Raw genomic sequence first — 20,449 nt, forward strand, 5'->3', positions numbered from 1 at the left:
GTGATCACGGCCCTCGACCACGTCCAGCTCTCCGCACCACCCGGCAGCGAGGCAGTGCTGCGCGCCTTCTACGGCGACGTCCTCCAGATGGCGGAGCTCCCCAAGCCCGGGCCGCTGACCGGCCGCGGCGGCTGCTGGTTCGCCGCCGACGGCGGCCGGGTCCGGCTCTACCTCGGCGTCGAGGAGCGCTTCCGCCCCAGTACCAAGGCCCACCCCGGCCTCGCGGTCTGCGAGATCGACGACTTCGCCCACCGGCTCGCCGAACTCGGCGCGCAGGTGGTCTGGGACGACAGCCTGCCGCCCCAGCGCCGCTTCTACACCACCGACCCCGTGGGCAACCTCCTGGAGTTCGTCGAAGCCGCGGCCCCCTGACCGGACGGGGCCGGGCGCGTCACAGCGCGGCTTCCGCCCCGGGTTCGAGCTCGAACTCGGCGTCGTCGGCGTCGTAGTCGTACAGCTCCGCGTACCGACCCCAGTCGATGGCGGTCTCCAGCTGCCGGCGCGCGCCGACCGGGTCGAAGCCGCGCCGCAGCAGGTCGAGGAAGAGGCCCTCGCGCAGGGTGTGGTCCTCGGTGGCCGCCAGGGACTGGACGATGGCGCGCACCAGCGGGGCACGGCGGGCGGCCAGCCGGGCGAAGAGCTGCTTGCTGGCGAGGATGTCGGCGGCCGCGAACTCCCGGCCGACGCCGGTGACCGCGATCCGGCCGGCCATGGTGGTGGCCAGGCCCAGCAGGACGGCGGCGTCCACGATCGGCAGGAGGTCGTCCACCTCGAAGTTGAGCTCGTCGGCGATCTCCGCGAGGCTCTCCTCCCCGCCCATCGCGAGCAGGATCTCCAGCAGGCCGGCGAGGCCGCCCACGCTCGCCTGCGGCAGCGGGACGGTGATCGGGGTCTCGACCGGACGGGCGGCCGGTCCGGCGCCGGCGGCCGCGCCCTCCTCCCGCCCGGTGAGGATGCCGTAGACCGTGTCGACCAGCGCCTCGAACTGCGGGGTGCGGCGGTCGCGGGGCCGGGTCAGGTCCACCGTGAGTTCGGCGCGGATCCGCCCGGGGTTGGAGGAGAGCACCAGGATCCGGTCGGCGAGCAGCACCGCCTCCTCGATGTTGTGGGTGACGATCAGGATCGCCTTGACCGGCGCCTCGTGCCCTTCCCATAGGCCCACCAGCTCGGAGCGCAGGTTCTCGGCGGTCAGCACGTCCAGCGCGGAGAACGGTTCGTCCATGAACAGCGCGTCCGGCTCGACCACCAGGGCCCGGGCGAACCCGACCCGCTGCCGCATGCCTCCGGACAGCTCCTTGGGGTAGGCGCCCTCGAAGCCGTCCAGACCGATCAGGTCGATCGCGTCCAGCGCCCGTCGGCGCCGCTCCTCCTCCCCCACCCCGCGGGCCCGCAGGCTGAGTTCGACGTTCTGCTGGACCGTCAGCCACGGCAGCAGCGCGAACGACTGGAAGACCATCGCCACCCCGGGGTTGGCGGCGGTGAGCGGATCGCCCCGGTAGGAGACGGTGCCGGACGACGGGGCGATCAGGCCGGCCAGGCAGCGCAGCAGGGTGGACTTGCCGGAGCCGGACTTGCCGAGCAGGGCGACGATCTCGCCCTCGACCAGGCGCAGGCCGATGTCCTCCAGCACCGGCAGGGCCCGCCCGTCGGGGGTGGTGAAGGTCTTGGTCACGCCGACCGCCTCGACGATCGGGGTGTGGACGGTGCTGGTGGTCATCGCGCTCCCTCGGTCCTCGGCCTCTCGGTCCCTCTGTCTCGCCGTCCCGCTGTCTCGCCGTCCCTCGGTCTCTCGGTCCCTCGGTCAGAGTGCGTAGCGGGTGTCGGCGATCCGGTAGAGCCTGCGCCACAGCAGGCGGTTGAGGGCGACGACGTAGATGCTCATGACGCTGATCCCGACCAGGATCCTCGGGAAGTCGCCGGTGGCGGTGGCGGCGGTGATGTAGGCGCCGAGCCCGGTCGCGGTCAGGTGGTGGGATCCGTAGTCGACGACCTCGGCGACGATCGAGGCGTTCCACGCGCCGCCCGCCGCGGTGATCCCGCCGGTGACGTAGTACGGGAAGACCGCCGGCAGGATGAAAGCGCGCCAGCGCAGCGTCCCGCTCACCCCGAAGCCGGTCATCGCCTCGCGCAGGTCGGAGGGGATCGCGTAGGCGCCGGCGATGACGTTGAACAGGATGTACCACTGCGCGCCCAGGGCCATCAGCAGCACCGCGCCGACGTTCAGCGAGATGCCCACCGCCACGAAGAGCACCGTGGCGAAGGGGAAGAGGAAGTTCGCGGGGAAGCTCGCCAGCACCTGCACCACCGGCTGGGCGAAGCGGGTGACCTTGGGGTTCATGCCGATCCACACACCGATCGGCACCCACACCACGGTCGCCGCGACGAGCAGGACCACGACCCGGCCGAAGGTGACCGCGCCCAGCCACAGGGCGTGGACGAACTCGCCCAGCCCGACCGTGGCGTCGACGTAGTCCAGGGCCCGCCAGGTGCCGAGCAGCACCACGGCCGTCACCGCGCCCGCGAAGAACACGTCCCCGGTCCGCTCGCGCGCCGCCGGAGGGGCCAGCGGGTGCTCGGCCAGGCCGAAGGCCCGGGTGCCGCGGTCGAGCGCCGTGCCGACCGGCCGCAGCGGCCGTCCGAGCAGCTCCGGCACGCTGGAGCGGCGCAGGAGGTCCAGCACGGCGCTGCGGGGCCGCTCGGCGGCCTCCGACTCCTCCACCCGGAAGCGCTCCGACCAGGCCACCACCGGCCGCCAGAACAGCACGTTCACCCCGACCACCATCACGACCATCACCGCGATCGCGATGCCCACCTTCCCCAGGTCCCCCTCCTGGATCGCGGCGGCGGCGTAGGACCCGATGCCCGGCAGGGCGTACTGGTGCCCCAGGACCCTGATCGACTCGGACGCGGCGAGGAAGAACCACGCCCCGCCGAAGCTCATCATCCCGTTCCACACCAGCGGGATCATTCCGCCCGGCACGTCCAGCTGCCAGAACCGCTGCCACTTGGTCAGCCGCATCACCCGGGACGCCTCGTCCAGTTCCCCGGGCTGGCTGGTCAGCGAGGCGTAGAAGGCGAACGTCATGTTCCACGCCATCGACGTGAAGATCGCGAAGATCGACGCGCACTCCAGCCCCAGCGTGGAACCGGGGAAGAGGTTGATGAACGCGGTCACAGTCACCGACAGGAACCCCAGCACGGGCACCGACTGGAGGACGTCCAGCACCGGCAGCAGCACCTTCTCCGCCCGCCGCATCCGGGCCGCGGCCGTGGCGTAGACGAAGGTGAACAGCACGGAGACGACGAGCCCCACGAACATCCGCAGCAGGGACCGCACCGCGTAGTACGGCAGGTCCGACGGATCGGTCGACACCGTGGACGGCGCCTGCTCCGGCAGGAACGGCGCGTCCAGCGACGGAGCCAGCCGCAGCAGGCCGTACAGCAGCCCCACCAGCGCCGCCGTCACCAGCACGTCCACCCAGCGCAGTGCCGGGCGCCGCCACACGCCGCGGGAAGGGAACCCGCCCTCGCCCGACATCCGCACCACCCTCCGAAGCCCCTGGTCACCGCCGTCCGCGCCACTGAACCACGCCCGGCCCGCCGGACCGCCCATCCCCGGGCACGCGACGGGACCGCTCACCGGCACGGACCAATGCCCCGGGCCCTGTGGTGTCTCAGGCCGCGAGGCCGACGTCGAGGACCTGGGCGGCACCGGCGGGGCGATAATTCCGGCCGGTCTCCGCGACCCGCCTGTTAGGCTCCGCGGGTGTTCATCGTGATGTTCATCTGACGGTCCTGGGTCCCTCCCGCCCAGGTTCTGATCCGTCGAGGGTGCGGTTCCCCATGCCCTCCGGACTTCGATCACCGTCAGACGTCGGCGGCCGCGCACACGACCCCGGCCGCGCATCATTGGAGCCTCCTCATGCTCGCAGTACTTCTCCTTCCCGGCGCGCTTCGCGCCTTCCTCCCCGCCCTGGTCGCCCGGTCCGCCCTGGCGATGGGCGGCCTGGCCCTCCTCCTCGCCGTCCAGGCCAGTACGGGTTCGTACTCCCAGGCCGGCTTCGCCACAGCGACGTTCGGGATCGCCAACGTCGTCGCCGCCCCCTGGCGCGCCCGGGCCGTCGACCGGCTCGGGCAGCGGATCGCACTCACCGCCATGGCGGCAGGCCAGGCCTCCGGGTTCGTCGCCCTCGCGCTCATCGCGGGAGCCGAGGGCGTCGCGGATGCCTGGTTCCTCGTCCTCGGCGCGGTGGTCGGCCTGACCGCGCCGCCCCTGGGGGCCGCGATGCGAATGATCTGGGCGTCGCTCACGACCGCCGGTGACCAGCGGACGAAGGCGTTCAGCATCGACGCGGTGTGCGAGGAACTCCTCTTCGTCGGCGGTCCCGTCGTCATCACCGCGGTCATCGTGGCCACGTCTCCCGCCACCGGACTCTGGGTGACCGCCGCCACGGTCTTCCTCGGCACCGCGGCGATGACGTCCAGCGCGTCGTCGGGGGCGCTGCGCGGAACCGGAGGGGGTGTCGCGCGGGGTGACCGCCCGCTCCAGCAGCCGGGATTCGCACGGGTGTTGACCGTCCTCGTGGGCGTCGGCGGCGTGCTCGGCGTCGCGGAGATCGCGGCGCCGGCCGTCGCCACGCAGCGTGACGCCGTCGCGGCCTCGGGCTGGCTCCTGGCGGCCTTCGCCGGCGGAAGCGCCCTCGGCGGGTTCCTCTACGGGCAGCTGAAGCTCACGTCGGGAATCGGCACGAGGCTGTTCACCCTGTGCACCGGCATGGGGCTCGCCGCGGTGCTCGTGTCCCAGCTGCACCCGCTCGGTCTCTTCGCCGCGGGCCTCGCCCTCGTCGGCCTCTTCCTCGCCCCCTCCCTCATCACCGGGTACCTCATCGCCGACACCGTCGTCCCGGAGTCCGGCCGGACGGAGGCGTCGACCTGGATCAACACCTCCGTGAACCTCGGCGCCTCGCTGGCGTCCGCCGCGGCCGGAGTCGTCATCGACGAGTCCGGCGGCTGGCTCGCCCTCCTGCTCATGGGAGCGATCGCTCTCGCTCTCGCCACGGCCGCGCCGTTCGCACGACTGCGCGAGATGGAGCGGCCCGCGGCCCCGGCTCCCGATCGCTGCCAGAACGGCTGACGATCCCGTTGGCGTCACCGACGCCGACACCGGGCCCGGACCCGGACCCGGGCCCGGACCGGCCACGACGAGCGACGAGGCCGCAGCTGCTGGGCTGCGGCCTCGTCACGGTGAGGAGCGTTTCAGTGCCGAACGCCGCCGTGGCACAGCCGGGCGGTGTGGACGGTGTCGGCCGTGAGGTAGAAGGCGTCGGGACGTCCGAGGATGCCCGCGGACGTGTCGCTGTCCAGGAGCTGCTCCAACGTTGCACGGTCCTCCGGATCCAGCCGGTCACCGATCCGGTCGCGCAGCCGGGTCAGACGCAGGTGCAGGTACTCCCGCGCCGACATCCCGAGGGGGGACGTGAGATCGGTGAAGAAGCTGCGCGTCCCACTGGGGACGAGCCCGGCACGGGCGAGCATGGCCGGCCAGTCCTCCACTGTCGCGGCCGCGCCCGGCAGTTGGTCGCGCATCGCGCCGAAGGCGTCCTCGGCGGCCGCGTCCAGGCGGGCCTGCAAGCCCGGACGCCCCGTGCCGATGTCGCGGGGCAGGAAACGCGGGGGAAGCCCGCTCTCGGCGACGGCGAGGAGTCCGCCCGGCCGCAGGCAGGCGACCAGGGAGCGCAGTGCCGCCTGCTGGTCACCCACCTGCTGGACGCCGTGACGGCTCCAGATCAGGTCGGCGGCACCCAGCGCGTCGAACTCGCCGCTGACGTCCGTCAGTTGAGTGACGACGCGGTCCGCCACCCCCTGAGCCGCCGCACGCGAACGGACCTGCTCCAGGAGGCCGGGCGACCGGTCGACGGCTACGACCTCGGCGTCCGGGAAGGTCTGCGCCAACAGGCAGGTCACCACGCCAGGCCCGCTGCCGACGTCCAGCACCCGGTGGACGGGGGCGTGTCCGCCGCCGCCGATCCGCAGCAGACCCCGCAACCACTCCACGGCCCGTAGGAGAGCGGGGGCGTGCACGCCGGCTTCGCGTTCCCGGAGCGCGCCGGAGGCGTCCCACCCGAGGTCCTGGTCGTGCTGCGGGTTCATGAGTCCATGCCTTCCTTCGTGGGTCGGTCCGGGTCCACGCTCAGCGGAGGAAGGGAGCGAGTTGGCGCTCCAGGACCGGCTTCGGCGCGGCACCCGTCCACGCCATGGCGACGGCGCCGTCGGTGTAGACCACGAAGGCGGGGATCGACGTGACCCCGTGCCGCTCCGCCAGTCCGGGCTCCTCATCGACGTTGATCTTGACGACGTCCAGGACGCCCGCGTGCTCGGCGGCCAACGCCTCGACGATGGGAGTGACCCTGATGCACGGCCCGCACCACGCGGCCCAGAACTGGACCAGGACGGGGTGCTCCGCCTTCAACACGCGGGCGGGGAAGGTCTGTTCGGTGACAATCTCCACGAAGCGGGTGGACTTTGCGGCCATGGCGGGGCTCTCCTCTTCCGGTGCGTTCGCGCACGAGCGCCGCTCCCGGCGGGACCGGACCGGGACCGGGGCGGCGCTCGAACCTCAGCTCCGAGGGTGCGCCCGCAATCGCGGAGGCGGCAAACAGACTTGCCGTTTTCGCAAATATGGTTCCTGGTTCAGGGAAGGTGCGGGGGCCGGGGCACGCTCGGTCTACGATGCGGCCGGGTCGTGGAGCGACGCGTCGGCGGGCCCCTGACGGAAGCCGGTGAACCGTACCTGCAGGCCCTCGCGCTGCGGGGAGCAGCAGAACGGGCCGGCTGATGCCACCGCCTCCGGTGCCAGCGGGGCGAGCCGGACCATGCGCCACGGGTCGTCGTCGCGACGGGCCCGGATGGTCAGGGCATCGCCGACGCGGCTGGCCCGGACGGTGATGCGGCGCCCGCTCCAGTCGGGCACGGGGGCCAGGGACCAGTCGGACTGCCCGCGGGTGACGACGGCGCCCAGGTGCGGGACGCCGTCCGTCATCTCCACGCCGGCCTTGATCCACGTCCGCTCGTCCACCCGGACCATGAGTCCGGCCTGGTCGTAGAGGGCGTCGAAGTCGGCGACGAAGGTCACTTCGACGGCGCTGGCGTCCGGCAAGGGGGTCAGCAGCGCGTGCCCGTCGTCCCGGACGAAGCCGTAACTGGTGGTGCGCCAGAAGTCGCTGCGGTCCCGGGTGGTGACCAGAAGCCCGGAGCCGTCGTGGACGGCGTCCAGCGGAGGATTGAGCCAGGTCGCGTCGTCCCAGCCGATGGTGTGCTGATCGCTCATGTCTCTGCTTCCGTTGTGCGGGTGGGGCGCTCGGTCGGTGTTCGTCCGCACCGGACTCCTCCGCGCCCGTCGACGCGAGGGGAACCCGTCGCGCGGCGGGCGTCTACGGGTGGTGGAGGGCGTCGGCGTGGCGTCCCGTCGGCAGGCCCCCGGGGGCCAGGAGGATGCCGGCCCCACCGCGCCCGTGCCGGACACCGGCCGCCCCCGGCCAGGGTACTGGCCAGGGTTCGACACTGGCTCGACGGGCCCGTGGTGCCGGGATCGTGGTCGGTGGACGCCGCACGGCTTCCACGGCCGCGAAGGAGCTGACGGGGGTGGGGCCTGTTGGCAGGGGCTTCCGGCGTCGGCACGACCGCCCTGGGGCCCGCACGCCGACCAGCGCCGGACGCCTTGCCGGCCTACCGGAACCACGGGTGGACGGGCTCCGCGACGACGACGCCCGGACGTTGCTCGACTCGATGCCGCCCGGTCCGGTGCACCCCCGCGTGCGGGACGCGATCGTCGTCGAAGCACGCGTCAACCCGCCGGCGCTGCGGGAGCTGCCGCGCGGTGAGAACGAAATCAGGAAGGGGCAAGGGGACATGACCGGGTTCCAGCGATGGGGCGTCACCACGGCGATGGTGGGCCGCGAGGACGAGCAGGCGGAGCTCGCGGCGTTCGTGACGGCCGCGACGGGCCAGGCGCTGGTCCTGCGGGGGGAGACGGGGGTCGGCAAGAGTTCGCTGTTGAGCCACGCCGCCGCGCTGGCGGAGCGGGAGAGCCAGGTCGTCATCCGGGCCGCCGGTGTCGAGGCGGAGTCCGAGCTGCCCTATGCCGGGCTGCACCAGGTCCTCCATCCGCTGCTCACCGACGTCGCGCGGCTGGACGACGGGACCCGGGCGGTGTTCGACGCCGTGTTCAGCGGAGTGCGGGGCGATCCGCCGTCGGTCATGGCGCTCGGCATCGCCGTGCTCAGCCTGCTGTCGCTCTCCGCCGCGCAGCGGCCGCTGCTGCTGGTCCTCGACGACGCGCAGTGGCTGGACGACTCCAGCGCCGACGTCTGCGGCTTCGTGGGCCGACGCCTGGCCGGCGGCCCGGCGAAGATGCTGGTCGCGGTCTGCAGCGACATCACGTCCCGCTTCGACACCGCCGCACTGCCCGAACTACCGGTCACCGCCCTCACCGACGAGGACGCGGCCCGCCTGCTGGACCACCGGTACCCGGAGCTGAGCCGACAGGTCCGTCGGATCGTCCTGGAGCGGGCCCGGGGCAACCCGCTGGCCCTGCTGGAGCTGCCCGCCCACTTCGCCGGCCGGTCGAGCGATCTCCCGGTCGAAGACCTGGTCGGTCAGCACGGCGTGCCGTTGCCCCGACGGCTGCAACGGCTGTTCGGCACCCGCATCGCCGCCCTCGACGAGCGGGTGCGGACCGAGCTGCTGATGGGCGCGCTCGACGGCGCCGGGGCCCCGAGCGGCACCGACACCGTCCCCGGCACCCGTTACGGCATGCGTGACGCCGACACGGCGGTGGCCGCGGGGCTGCTGGACATCGAGGTGGTCACCGGTGATCTCGTCTTCCGGCACCCGCTCGTACGGTCCGCCGTCGTGCGGATGGCCACTCCCAACCAGCGCCGCGCCGCCCACCTGGCGCTGGCACAGGTTCACCGGGAGAACCTCGAACGCCGGGCGACGCACCTGGCGGCGGCAACGGTCGATCCGGACGAGGACGTCGCCGACATCCTGGAGGCGGCGGCCGAGTCGGCGACCCGGCGCGGCGGCGCGCTGGCGGCCGTGGCCTGGCTGACCCGGGCCGCCGAGCTCAGCGAGACCCACACCGGCCGGTCCCGGCGCCTGGCCGACGCGGCCTTCGTCGCCGCTCACGCCGCCCGCCTCGGCCAGGCGCACCGGCTGGTCCAGGCAGACCTCACGCCCGGCTCGACGGGGTCGCCGGCCTCGGTGCTGGCGGCCGCCTACCGGGCGCTCCACCAGGACGGGGACGTCCGCTCCACGCACCGCCAGGTCTCGGCCGCGATCGAGAAGCTCCGGGACGGCGGGTCGGCCGTCGCGTCGACCGTCGGCGAAGCCGAACCTGACGAGGTCCTCACCCGGCTGGTGGTCCTGCTCCTGACGATCAGTCAGTACAGCGGGGACCGCGCGGCCTGGGAGAGCACGCACGAACTCCTCGCCTCCCTGGGCAGCCTCCTCACCCGGCGCTCGCGTCTCTACAGCGGCACCTGGAGCGACGTGACCAGGCACGGAGCCGGCTTCGCCGGGCCGGTGCGACAGGCCGCCGCGACCCTGCCGGATCTGGAACCCTGGGACGTCACGCAGTTCGGCGCGGCCGCGTACCACCTCGACCTCCTGAGCCACTACCGCCCCCACCTGCAGCGTGTCGTCGACCGCGAGCTGGAGACCGGGGCCGTGGCAACCGGCATGGTCATGCTGCACCAGATCATGCTCGACCAGTTGACGGTCGGAGAATGGGCCGAGGCCGAGGACACCGGACAACGCGGCCTGGACCTGGCGACCGAGCACGGCCACCAGCTGTTCGCCGCCCAGAGCCGCGCGTACCTGGCCCAGCTCGCGGCGCTGCGCGGACAGGTCGGGCGGGCCCGGGACCTGCAGGCCGAGGTGGACGCCTGGGCCCGCCCGCGCGGACTGGGATTCCTGACCCAGGTCGCCGACGCCGCCGGCGCGACCGCCGCGCTGAGCTCCGGCGACTACGAGACCGCGTACCTCTACGCCATCGGCATCACCCAGCCGGGCAAGTTCCGGCCCTACGCCTACCAGGCCTCGCGCACCCTGCTCGATCTCGTCGAGGCCGCCCGGCACACCGGACGCGTCGACCAGGCCCGGGCGCACGCCCTCGCCGCCCGCGACGCCGGTCTGCCGGAGGTGTCGCCCCGCCTGGGGCTGATCACCTACGGCGCACTGGCGATGACCGCCGAGGACGAGCGGGAGGCCGCCGAGATGTTCACGCGGGCCGAATCCCAGCCGGAGGCCACCCGCTTCCCGTTCGAGCTGGCCCGGATCCGGCTGGCGCACGGCATCCGGGTGCGCCACGTCCAGGGCCCGGCCCCGGCGCGGCAGTACCTGGTCCCGGCGGCCGAGGTGTTCGAGCGGCTGGGCGCGGCCGGCTGGACCGAACGGGCCCGGGCCGAACTGCGCGCCACCGGGGCCCCGCCCCGCGTCCCGACGCTGACCGTGGCCCCGCTGACCTGGCAGGAACGCCGCATCGCCGACCTGGCCGCCGGCGGCCTGACGAACAAGGAGATCGGCGCGCGGATGCACCTGTCGCCGCGTACCGTCAGCTCGCACCTGTACCGCGTCTTCCCCAAGCTGGGCATCACGGCCCGGGCGGCACTGCGCGACGCGTTGAGCCGGACCGACGCGGCGCAGGTCTGATGCCCGCGCTCACCCCTGTGGGGCCACGGCCTCGACGCCGTTGGCGGCCAGCCAGCCGAGGACGTGGTCGGCGACCGAACGCCAGCCGCTGTCGAACACCAGGGAGTGCCCCCGATCGGCGAACTGCTTCAGGTTCGTCACGGCGGAGGAGTCGCCGTAGAGCTTGTAGACCGAGCGGGTCACGGCGTCCGGGACCATCCGGTCCTCCTGGCCGGAGACCAGCAGCAGCGGTCCGCGCGCCGTATTGGCCGTGTCCACGACGGTGCCGGCCGGCCCGGTGGCGGTGCCGTCGAGTCCGAGGTCCGCGAGCAGCCGGAGCGGGGCCGGGACGGCGTACCGGTCGAAGAGCCGCTCGGCCTCCCCCTCTCCGACCGTGTTGACGACGAGGTGTCGGAACCGGGCGCGCGGCAGCTGCCCGAAGCCCGGGTGCCGGGTCGGGCCGGCCGACATCAGCGGCCATGGCCGGGACCGGCCGTCGGCCGGCGGCACACCGCCGGCCGGCAGCGGCGCGAGGGCGACGGCGGCGCGGCCGAGGTCGGCCCCGAGGAGGTGCTGGGCGATGAGGCCGCCGGTCGAGTGCCCGATGAGGACCGGCGGGTCGTCGAAGCCGCGCACGACCTGCTCGTAGTGGGCCGCGAGCGCGGCGAGCCCGAGGTCGCGCGGCGGGCCGGGATCGCGGCGGGCCTGGTCGGCGGTGTGGGCTTCGCCGGGCCAGCCCGGGACGCACACCGCGTAACCGTACGCGGTGAACCGCTCGGCCCAGCCCTCCCAGGAGGACATGTGGAACCACGCACCGTGGATGAGGACGACGGGGGTTTGTTTCACGGCCAGACCTTCCGAATTGCACGCACGACGATCCGCCGGCATCACGGCGCTCCATCGAGGATCACCGAGCGGCAGGCCGGCGGACACAGTCGAATGACTGAATCCGGCGGCCCGGCAGACCCTTCGCGGGTCCGCGGGCGTCTTCCCGCGTCTCGACGTCATGTGACCGATGCGTCCGGCCGGCGGCCGGAGAACAGTGGAGGCACCAGCGGGTCTCCAGGAAGGATCAGACATGATCGACAGGCGTGCCTTCACCAAAGCGGTCGGTCTCGGCGTGGGCGCCACGGCCGTGTCGATCGGCGCGGTCTCGAACGCGCCTGCCGCCTTCGCGGCCGGTTCCGACCGGCCCGGCCGCCCGGCCCCGGTCATCCCGGCCGTCACCGCGGGCTCCCACACCACGTTCACCGACCTGAAGCGGGTCCAGGCCGGCGTGCTCGACATCGGCTACGCCGAGGCCGGGCCGAAGCACGGGCCCGTGGTCATCTGCCTGCACGGCTGGCCCTACGACATCCACAGCTATGTCGACGTGGCGCCGCTGCTGGCGGACGCCGGCTACCGGGTGATCGTGCCGTACCTGCGGGGCCACGGCACCACCACCTTCCTGTCCCCGACGACCGTCCGTACCGGGCAGCAGTCCGCGATCGCCCTCGACGTCATCGCCCTGATGGACGCCCTGAGGATCCCCGAGGCGGTGCTGGCCGGCTTCGACTGGGGCTCGCGGGCCGCCGGCACCGTCGCGGCGCTGTGGCCGGAGCGGGTCAAGGCCCTGGTGGCGGTGAGCGGTTACCTGATCGTCAACCTCCCCTCGCAGAAGAACCCGCTGCCGCCGAAGGCCGAGCGCACCTGGTGGTACCAGTACTACTTCGCCACCGACCGCGGCCGCGTCGCCATGGAGACCAGGCAGAACCGGCACGACCTGTGCCGACTGGTGTGGGAGGAGACCTCCCCCACCTGGAGGTTCGACGACGCCACCTTCGAACGCACCGCGGCGGCGTTCGAGAATCCCGACTACGCCGCCATCGTGATCCACAACTACCGCTGGCGTCTGGGCCTGGCCGACGGCGAGCGCCGCTACGAGCACTACGAGCGGCTACTCGCGGCCCGACCGCCCGTCACGGTGCCGGCCATCGCCGTGGACCCCGCCCTCGACCCGTTCCTGCCCACCACCGACGGCAGTGGGTACCGGAAGTTCTTCACCGGCCCCTACGAGCACCGCGTCCTCACCGGCATCGGCCACAACGCGCCGCAGGAGGCGCCGACGGCGTTCGCCCAGGCCGTGGTGGACGCCGACCATCTGTGACCCCTGCTGATCCCGCACGGCCGTCACCGGACGGCCGTCACCGCATCGCCGTCACCGCACGGCCGTCACCGCATCGCCGTCACCGCACGGCCGTCACCGTACGGACAGGGCGCCGTCGATCTCTCGACGGGAGGAGATCCCCAGCTTGGCGAAGACCTTGCGCAGGTGCCACTCGACCGTACGGGGGCTGAGGAACAGGTGCTCGCCGATCTCCGCGTTCGGGTGCCCGGCGGCCGCGAGGCGGGCGATCCGCGCCTCCTGCGGGGTCAGGACCGGCGCGCCGACGGTCCTCTTGCGAACCGTCTCACCGGTGGCGAGCAGCTCACGCCGGGCCCGCTCGGCGAACCCCTCCATACCCGTGCGCCCGGCCGCCTCGTACGCCGCCCGCAGCTCGGTACGGGCCTGCGCGCGCCGGTTCCGGCGGCGCAGCCACTCCCCGTACAGCAGTCGGGCCCGGGTCTCGAACACGCCGAGCCCACCGCGGCCGAAGTGGTCAACGGCCTCGCGGTAGCGGTCCTCGGCCTGCTCGGGTGCTCCGGTCAGGGCTTCGGCGACCGCGTGCGCGCCCAGGGCCCAGGGCGTGCCGGCCCGGCTCCAGTCGGCGAGCCGCTCGCGCGCCCCGGCCGCCACAGCCGGCTCGCCGGCCCTGGTCGCGGCCTCGACCAGCTCGCCGCACGTCCAGACGTGCACCACGAGGTCCTGGTACTCCCCGCCCCGAAGCGCCGCTTCCATGGCGAGCGGATAGTTGCCCAGGCCGTTGTGGAGCACCGCCCTCGCGCACGCGGCTACGCCGACGAGTCGGCCCAGGCCGCGCTGCTCGCCCTCGTGTTCCATCGCCTCGATCGCTTCCAGGGCCGGTCGTTCCCGCCCCTGGTACGCGCTGATCAAGGCCGCCGAGGCCGTGCGCGCCACCGAGCCGGTGACCTTGTCCAGGGCCGCGGCCTCGGCCAGCAGGTCGCCCGCCGGGGAGAAACGCCCCGCGAAGCCCAGCGCGGACGCCTGGTAGGGCAGCGCCGTCGAGAGGAGCGACAGGGTTCCCGTCCGGCGTGCGAAGCGGACCGCCCGGCCGCCGATGTCCAGCCAGCCCTGGAGATCGCCCAGCTCCGCGGCGGCGTTCGCGGCCGCCCACAGGACGGACGGGTCCTCCTCGTCGGTGAGGGAGCGCAGCGCCCGTGCCAGCTGCGGGAAGACGGCAGCCGGCCCGTCCACGCTCCGGGCGACCAGGGCCCTGAGGAAGACTCCCGCCGGCTCGTCGCCGGGCGGCAGGTCTCGAGCGGCCTCGGCGACCCGGCGCAGTGCGCCTTCGTCGTACCGGCCGACCCAGATGGCCGCGTCGTACGCCGCGAGGCAGGTCTCCCGCGCGAGGGCCGGGTCGAGGTCCCTGAGCCGACCCGCCGCGTCGAGCAGCGGCTGCACCGCGCCCCTCCCCGAGTCGGTCATGGACGACGCCTTGGCCCGCAGCCGGTCGGCATGGGCCTGCTGCAGCCGGTCCAGCGGCCCCAGCTCCGCGGCGGCGAGCAGGTCGGGCACCCGGGCCGGCACGCCCGCGGCGACATGGGCCGCCGCGGCCGCCAGTGCGCGCCGCGCCCGCGCCTCCGGGCAAGGGGTGAGCGCGGCGGCACGCTCCAGGAAGGAGGCGGCGGCCGCCCGGCCGCCGCGTGCCAGGGCCCGGTCGGCGGAGCTCTCCAGTGCGGCCGCCACCTGTTCGTCCGGCCCGACCGCGGCGTGGGCCCGGTGCCAGGCCCGCCGGTCGGGGTCGCGCTCGGCGTCGGTGGCCTCGGCCAGGGCCGCGTGCGCCGCATGCAGCGCCGCGGCATCCGCGCCGCGCCACACCGCCGAACGCACCAGCGGGTGCCGGAACCGCACGGCGGCTCCCAGGGTGATCAGGTCCGCGGCCTCGGCCGGCGCCACGGCCTCCGGCCCGATGCCCAGCAGACGCAGGGCGTGCCACAACAGCGGCCCGTCGCCGACCGGTTCGACCGCCGCGACCAGCAGCAGGGCTCGGGTGTCGGCCGGCAGGGCGTCGACGCGCCGGCGGAAGCCGTCCTCGAGCCGGGTCGCCAGCGGGCCGGCGCCGGGCCCGCCGAAGCCGAACGCCAACTCCGCCGGCGACAGGCCCCGGGGCAGCTCCAGCAGGGCGAGCGGATTCCCGCCGGTCTCGGCCACGATCCGGTCCCGTACCCGGGCGTCGACCGGCCCCGGCAGCACGCCGTCCAGCAGCGCCCGGGCGTCGGCATCGGCCAGCCCGCCCAGCGGAAGGTCCGGCAGACCGGAAAGGCCCTCGTCGTCCGCCTTCCCGTCGGCGATCCGCTCGGCGAACACCAGCGCCACCGATTCCGCGTCCAGCCGGCGCCCGACGAACGCCAGGATTCGCCGGGACATCAGGTCCAGCCACTGCGCGTCGTCGACCAGGCACACCAGCGCGGACCGGGCCGCCGCCTCGGCGAGGAGACCGAGGACCGCGAGCCCCACCAGCAGCATCTCGGGCGGGTTTCCCGTGCTCAGGCCGAACGCGACCCGCAGCGCGTCCTGCTGCACCTCCGGCAGCCGGCCGAGGTGCGACAACAGCGGGGCGCACAGCCGTTGCAGGGCCGCATAGGCGAACTCGGCCTCGGCCTCGACACCGGCCGCGCGTACCACCTGCCACTGCCCCGCCTGCCCGCCCAGATGGTCGAGCAGCGCCGACTTGCCGACACCCGCCTCACCCCGCAGCACCAGCACCCGGCTGCGCCCGTCGCCCACCTCGCGCAGCAGACGGTCCAGCACCTCCACCTCCCGGGTACGCCCGATGAGCTGGTGGTTCGCGGACTGCGGCATGGCACCTCCGGGGAGAGTTCCTCCCGGAGGAGCTGCACCCATCCTACGAAGGGCGGGGCCGGCCGAGTCGCACGGGTTCCGTCACGACCGGCGCGCGGCGGTCAGCCGGCGGCACGCGCGGTGGTGCGGGGCCCAGCACCACCGCGCCGTGTCACCTCAGCGTCCTGAAGGCGGCGCGGAGTTCTTCGGCCAGGAGCCGCGGCTGCTCCCGGGCGGCGAAGTGGCCGCCCCTGTCGACCTCGTTCCAGTGGACTCCTTGTGTCCGAACGGGATGTGAGGTGTTCCGCCCGCCGTCGGGCGTCACCGGCCTACCCCGGCGCCCCTCGTGACAGGGGGTTCGAGGCCTCCGTGCGAAGAGGTCGCCGAGGGCCGTACCGCCTTGGTCCGGGTGGCGTCAGGCCGGGACCACCCGGTAGCTCAGCACCGGCCACGGCAGGTTGAACTGGGCCAGCGAGCCGGTGGCCCACGGGGTGGCGCCGGAGCAGCCCGCGCCGGAGTACAGCACCACGGACGCGGAGCCGGAGGCGACCTGGACCGATCGGGCGGGTGCCGCCAGCGTGTGGCACGTGCCGAAGTCGTCGAGGTCGACCGCGGTCACCGCGCCGCTCCCGCCGGTGCCCGAGTAGAGGCGGGCGCCCGGCTGCAACGGAGGCCAGCCGGCGGCGTGCGCCGTTCCGGCGCCGAGGCCGGTCAGGGCGGCGACGACCATCGCCGTGGCGGCCGAGCCGCGGAGCATGGCCCTGGGTGTGAGCATGTGAATCACCTCTCCGTGTGTGATGGTGCCGCCGGAAGGACCGGGCCCGGTTCTGCGCCCGGAACACCCGGCCACTGCCGGCGACCGCTCCGGCGCTGTCGGACAGCGGGCTGCTGATGACGGGAGGCGCAGACGGGGCGCCGCCTTCGGGGCGGGCGTGTGCTCTCCATCATCGGCTCGGTACTTCTGTTCCACATCGGTCATTTGACGGTGCGTCCGCTCTGCCCTGGACTCCTCGTCCAGCCCGAACCAGGACCGCTCACCCCGGTCACGGCTCACCGCCCGACGTGGCCGACGCGGTCAACCGGTCGGCTCCCGCCGTCAGATGACCGATGCGCCGACGCGTGGCGGTGAAGCACGCTTGGACCCGCGGGCAACACCAACCCCAGCGCCGTCACGGCCCGTCGCGGCGGCCGGCAAGGAGAAGACGTGAACAGCAGCCAGCTCTTCGACGGTGTCGCACACCCCCGGCAGCACACCTCTCCCGCCCCCGGTCGCTCGGGCTCACCGCTGCGCGACTACGTCCTGCGAAGCCTTCCCGCCGCCCTCGACGACCTTTCGGCAGGGCACCTGACGTACCATCAACTTGCGGACTCCCAGGCGCAGATGCTCCGGAACATCACTCCGCAGTGCCTATCCGAGGACGACGAGCGGACCGCGCGTCTCCTCCAGCTCGATCTGCTCTTCCTGCTCAGCGGCTACGCGCCCGCGGGGCCGCAGGCCGCACCCCGCGCCCTGGCCGAGCTGATATCCGCCCAGTGCGGCAGGTTCCCCGCCCTGGATCCCCATCTGAGCTATGAGCTCCTGATCGACGTCAACTGCGAGGAACACCGGCGCAGCGGGGACATCCGGGTGTTCTCCGCGGGCCGGGACGCCCCTCTCGAACGGGACTTCTACCTCGGCCACCACCTCTCCGAACCATGGGCCAAGTCGGCCGCCTACGGGCTGCGCTCGCTGGTCCTGCCGACGGCCGCCGCCCGACCGGCCGCGGTCCTGGACGACGTCGTCGAGTACCTCGCGGAGTTCACCCGGTACATGGCCAGGTACCGCAAGCTGTCCCAGCAGGCGTTCAACCGGTTCCGCCCCTACCACATGGGGCATCCCGGCGGCCCGCGCGGCGCGAGCGGTGCGTTCATGCCCAGTGTCCACCTCCTCGAACTGGCCCTGCTGCCGCCGTCGAAGGAGTACGGCGTCTTCCTGGACCAGTCGATGTCCTACTTCCCCTCGTGGTCGCGGCCCGCCATCGCGCGGTGGCGCGGCGATTCCATCCGCGGGGCGAACGTGTCCCAACGGCTGCGGGAGGGACGGCTGGTGCTCGACCGCGCGGGGCGCGCCCGGCTGGTCAGGGTGATCGACAAGTTCGTGGACTTCCGGATGGCGCACCTGGGCGTCACCCGGCACGCGCTCCCCGAGGCGTTCCGGGAGCGGACCGGGCTGACCCGTCGCGGTATCCGCGAGCAGGGCGGCGAACACGACATCCTGGACGGCCGGGACCCCGGCACGTCGGGGTTCAACGTCCGACACGTGCTCACCAACGCGGTGTACCGGCTCCTCGCGCTTCGCGCCGATCTCATCCACCCCGGCTCCGCTCCGGCCAACCAGTAGGCAGGCAACCGATGTCAGCATTCCGTGTCGCCGTCGTCGACGCGTTCGGCACGTCCTCCGGGTTCACCGGCGCCTTCGGCGCACTGGGCGGCGAGGTGATCCAGGTCCGGAGCACTCCCGCCCCTCCGGTCGGACTCGATCCGGCGGACGACCGGGCCTTCGGTCATGTGCTCGTCCACGACGGCGAGTCGGACGTCCTGACCGCACAACTCGCCGCGCTGGGGCCGGTCGCGGTCCTGGCCGGCCGCGAGACCGGGGTGGAGCTCGCCGACGCCCTCTCCGAGCGGCTGGGGCTGGCCTCCAACGGCACCGCCCTGAGCAGCGCGCGGCGCGACAAGTACGTGCAGATCGAAACGATCAAGGCTCAGGGCGTCCCCGGCATGCGGCAGCTGCGAACCGGTGACGAGGCCGAACTGCTGGCCTGGCACGAGGAACTGGGCGGGACCGTGGTCGTCAAACCCCTGCGCGGCTACTGGGGCGACGGCGTGTCGTTCTGCGACGCTCCGCAGGACTCGGTCGCCGCGCTGCGCGCGCTCCGCGACCGCCGCGTGGTGCTGGGCGAGCCGATCACCGAGGTCGTCGCCCAAGAGTACCTGGTGGGCGCCGAGTACATCGTGAACACGGTCAGTTGCGCGGGTGTGCACCAGCTGACCGACGCCTGGCGCACCGAGCGGATCCAGGCCAACGGGGTGCGGGACCTGGTGACCGCGCAGGTGCTGCTGCGCTGCGACGAACACCCGGTCGGCGAGCTCTTCGGCTACGGCCGCCGGGTGCTGGACGCCCTCGGCATCCGGTACGGCGCGGCACACCTGGAGATCAAGCTGACCCCGGACGGCCCGCGACTGGTCGAGGTGGGTGCCCGTGTCTCGGGGCTGCCCTACTACACGGCCGAGGTCCTGGGCGAGGGCCAGCTGGAGTGGACCGTCGACGCCTACGTCCGGCCCGAGCGGTTCCGGGCCCGGGCGGGCCGGCCCTACCAACGGCAGCACGCGTTCGCCTGGGCGGCACTGGTCGCTCCGACTACGGGCCGACTGCGGGGCTACCGCGCGCTCGACCAGCTCGAGCAACTGGCGAGCTTCCACTCCCTCACCGAGCTGGTGAGGCCCGGTGACGCCATCACCTCAACCACCTACGACCGCGAGTATCCGGTCACTCTGACGCTCAGCCACCCGGTGGACGCCGTTCTGCAGCGCGACCTCAACACGGTGCGCTACCTGGACGGCCCCGGGATGTACGAGATCACCCCGGCGGCCGATTGACAGGTTCGCCGGCCGGCAGCCGGACACCCCCGCCGACCACCGCGACGAAGTACCGCAACTGGCGCAACTCCACACCCCAGGTCGGCTCCGCCGACGCGGCTGAACGTGCCGTCGACGACGGCGTGGAGGTCGTGGTCGCCCAGGGCTGGGAGGCTGGCGGGCACAACTACGCGGTCTGCCCACCATGGTCGGTGTGCCCGCCGTCGTGGACGCCGTGGGAGATCGCGCCCTGGTCCTCGCCGCGGGCGGAATCACCGACGGGCGTCAGGTCGCCGCGGCCCTGTGCCTGGGCGCCGACGGTGTGTGGGTGGGTACCCTCCTGGTCGCCTCGCGCGAAGCGCAGGTCCATCCCGAGCACCACCGCCGCCTGGTCGCGGCGCTGGGCGAGGACACCGTACGCACCGGGATCTTCGGCCCTGAGTGGCCGGAGTTCAATCCGACGCGGGTGCAGCGCGACCGTGTGGTGTCCGAATGGAACGACCGGCTGGCCGAGGTGCCGACCGTCCGTGGCGGACTCGAACAGGTCGGTACCACAGTCTTCCAGGGACAAGAAACCGTGCTGCGCAAGCTCAACGTGCCACCGCCCGTACCCGCCACCGAGGCCGACTGGGAGGAGATGCCCTGGCTGATGGGGCAGGGCATCGGCCTCGTGCACGACATCCGGCCCGCCGGGGACATTGTCCGTGACGTCATGGACCAGGCCGAACGTGTCCTGACCCGGTGGCAGCGCTGAGGCGGACGGCTGCCCGGCGACGGGCCGGGTGTGACGCCCTCCTGCCCTTCCCCACCGTTCACCGGCTTCCCCTACGAACGGGCAGCCTCCGCGCCGACCGAAGCACCCCTCCCCTGGTTCCATCCGACGACACGAGGGCCATTTCCGAGAGTTGGGGCTGCTCTCGGCCCGGCACGTCACGGTGGACCACCAGCACGACACGGCCTATCTGTACTTCCATACAGGCAGCGGCATCACACCAGCAGGGTGCGCGCGTCTCCTCTCCCTGACGGAAAGCGGCCCGCCGGACACGACCGTGTCCGACGACATGGCCACCTTCACGGCGCCCGACGGGCCAAGATGCTTTCCGGGGGCAGGAGACGGGTCAGCACGGCCCGAGCGTGGACGAGAGTCAAGCCTCGCAGAGAGCAGTCGCCCTTCGCTCGCTCAACGACTCACCTGATCGG

At 73.3% G+C, this 20,449-nt stretch carries 16 protein-coding genes; 8 read left to right on the plus strand and 8 right to left on the minus strand.

Going from position 1 to position 20,449, the window contains the following annotated elements; translation table 11 throughout:
* Entirely contained in the window at window positions 1-372 is a 372-nt protein-coding gene (locus ACFY4B_RS30230; RefSeq protein ID WP_387973263.1) for a VOC family protein, read from the plus strand.
* 19 nt (window positions 373-391) lie between these two features.
* On the opposite strand, the gene ACFY4B_RS30235 is transcribed toward ACFY4B_RS30230, so the two are convergent.
* Together ACFY4B_RS30235 and ACFY4B_RS30240 are read right to left on the minus strand one after the other, a co-directional pair.
* Window positions 392-1,717, minus strand: coding sequence for a nitrate/sulfonate/bicarbonate ABC transporter ATP-binding protein (locus ACFY4B_RS30235; protein ID WP_049650703.1), 1,326 nt, complete (start codon window positions 1,715-1,717; stop codon window positions 392-394).
* An 84-nt stretch (window positions 1,718-1,801) separates the two neighbouring features.
* Window positions 1,802-3,538, minus strand: coding sequence for an ABC transporter permease (locus ACFY4B_RS30240; RefSeq protein WP_387973266.1), 1,737 nt, complete (start codon window positions 3,536-3,538; stop codon window positions 1,802-1,804).
* A 384-nt stretch (window positions 3,539-3,922) separates the two neighbouring features.
* Here ACFY4B_RS30240 and ACFY4B_RS30245 point away from each other — a divergent pair, with 384 nt between their 5' ends.
* Complete coding sequence (locus ACFY4B_RS30245) at window positions 3,923-5,134, plus strand: MFS transporter (RefSeq protein WP_387973269.1); 1,212 nt, start codon at window positions 3,923-3,925, stop codon at window positions 5,132-5,134.
* Between the two features lie 122 nt (window positions 5,135-5,256).
* Here ACFY4B_RS30245 and ACFY4B_RS30250 read toward each other — a convergent pair whose 3' ends face one another.
* The 3 genes from ACFY4B_RS30250 to ACFY4B_RS30260 form a co-directional block, all read right to left on the minus strand.
* Window positions 5,257-6,150 carry a class I SAM-dependent methyltransferase gene (locus ACFY4B_RS30250; RefSeq protein WP_387973272.1) on the minus strand — a complete coding sequence of 298 codons (894 nt, stop codon included), beginning with the start codon at window positions 6,148-6,150 and terminating at the stop codon, window positions 5,257-5,259.
* A gap of 40 nt (window positions 6,151-6,190) precedes the next feature.
* Entirely contained in the window at window positions 6,191-6,532 is a 342-nt protein-coding gene (locus ACFY4B_RS30255) for a thioredoxin family protein (RefSeq protein ID WP_387973275.1), read from the minus strand.
* Window positions 6,533-6,724: 192 nt separating this feature from the next.
* Window positions 6,725-7,327 carry a DUF1349 domain-containing protein gene (locus tag ACFY4B_RS30260; RefSeq protein WP_387973278.1) on the minus strand — a complete coding sequence of 201 codons (603 nt, stop codon included), beginning with the start codon at window positions 7,325-7,327 and terminating at the stop codon, window positions 6,725-6,727.
* Window positions 7,328-7,944: 617 nt separating this feature from the next.
* On the opposite strand from ACFY4B_RS30260, the gene ACFY4B_RS30265 reads away from it, so the two are divergent.
* Window positions 7,945-10,710, plus strand: coding sequence for an ATP-binding protein (locus ACFY4B_RS30265; protein WP_387973357.1), 2,766 nt, complete (start codon window positions 7,945-7,947; stop codon window positions 10,708-10,710).
* A 9-nt stretch (window positions 10,711-10,719) separates the two neighbouring features.
* Here ACFY4B_RS30265 and ACFY4B_RS30270 read toward each other — a convergent pair whose 3' ends face one another.
* Window positions 10,720-11,535: an alpha/beta hydrolase gene (locus tag ACFY4B_RS30270; RefSeq protein WP_387973280.1), complete on the minus strand. Its 816-nt coding sequence runs from the start codon at window positions 11,533-11,535 to the stop codon at window positions 10,720-10,722.
* A 232-nt stretch (window positions 11,536-11,767) separates the two neighbouring features.
* On the opposite strand from ACFY4B_RS30270, the gene ACFY4B_RS30275 reads away from it, so the two are divergent.
* Window positions 11,768-12,835 (plus strand): alpha/beta fold hydrolase, encoded by a 1,068-nt coding sequence (locus ACFY4B_RS30275; protein WP_387973283.1) that lies wholly within the window; start codon window positions 11,768-11,770, stop codon window positions 12,833-12,835.
* A gap of 93 nt (window positions 12,836-12,928) precedes the next feature.
* Here ACFY4B_RS30275 and ACFY4B_RS30280 read toward each other — a convergent pair whose 3' ends face one another.
* Both ACFY4B_RS30280 and ACFY4B_RS30285 read right to left on the minus strand, forming a co-directional pair.
* Window positions 12,929-15,652 (minus strand): AAA family ATPase, encoded by a 2,724-nt coding sequence (locus ACFY4B_RS30280; protein WP_387973286.1) that lies wholly within the window; start codon window positions 15,650-15,652, stop codon window positions 12,929-12,931.
* A gap of 394 nt (window positions 15,653-16,046) precedes the next feature.
* Entirely contained in the window at window positions 16,047-16,406 is a 360-nt protein-coding gene (locus ACFY4B_RS30285; RefSeq protein WP_387973289.1) for a hypothetical protein, read from the minus strand.
* Between the two features lie 429 nt (window positions 16,407-16,835).
* Between ACFY4B_RS30285 and ACFY4B_RS30290 the strand changes: the two genes are divergently transcribed.
* From ACFY4B_RS30290 to ACFY4B_RS30305, 4 genes are all read left to right on the plus strand, one after another.
* A complete protein-coding gene (locus tag ACFY4B_RS30290; RefSeq protein WP_387973292.1) occupies window positions 16,836-18,011 on the plus strand; it encodes a hypothetical protein in 1,176 nt (391 codons plus the stop codon).
* Window positions 18,012-18,022: 11 nt separating this feature from the next.
* Window positions 18,023-19,270 carry an ATP-grasp domain-containing protein gene (locus ACFY4B_RS30295; protein ID WP_387973295.1) on the plus strand — a complete coding sequence of 416 codons (1,248 nt, stop codon included), beginning with the start codon at window positions 18,023-18,025 and terminating at the stop codon, window positions 19,268-19,270.
* 193 nt (window positions 19,271-19,463) lie between these two features.
* Window positions 19,464-20,003 (plus strand): NAD(P)H-dependent flavin oxidoreductase, encoded by a 540-nt coding sequence (locus ACFY4B_RS30300; RefSeq protein WP_387973297.1) that lies wholly within the window; start codon window positions 19,464-19,466, stop codon window positions 20,001-20,003.
* Between the two features lie 121 nt (window positions 20,004-20,124).
* On the plus strand, window positions 20,125-20,445 hold the full coding sequence (locus tag ACFY4B_RS30305; RefSeq protein ID WP_387973360.1) for a hypothetical protein: 321 nt from the start codon (window positions 20,125-20,127) through the stop codon (window positions 20,443-20,445).
* Window positions 20,446-20,449 lie beyond the last annotated feature (4 nt).

It is taken from the genome of Kitasatospora sp. NPDC001261 (assembly GCF_042896795.1).
Classification (GTDB): domain Bacteria; phylum Actinomycetota; class Actinomycetes; order Streptomycetales; family Streptomycetaceae; genus Kitasatospora.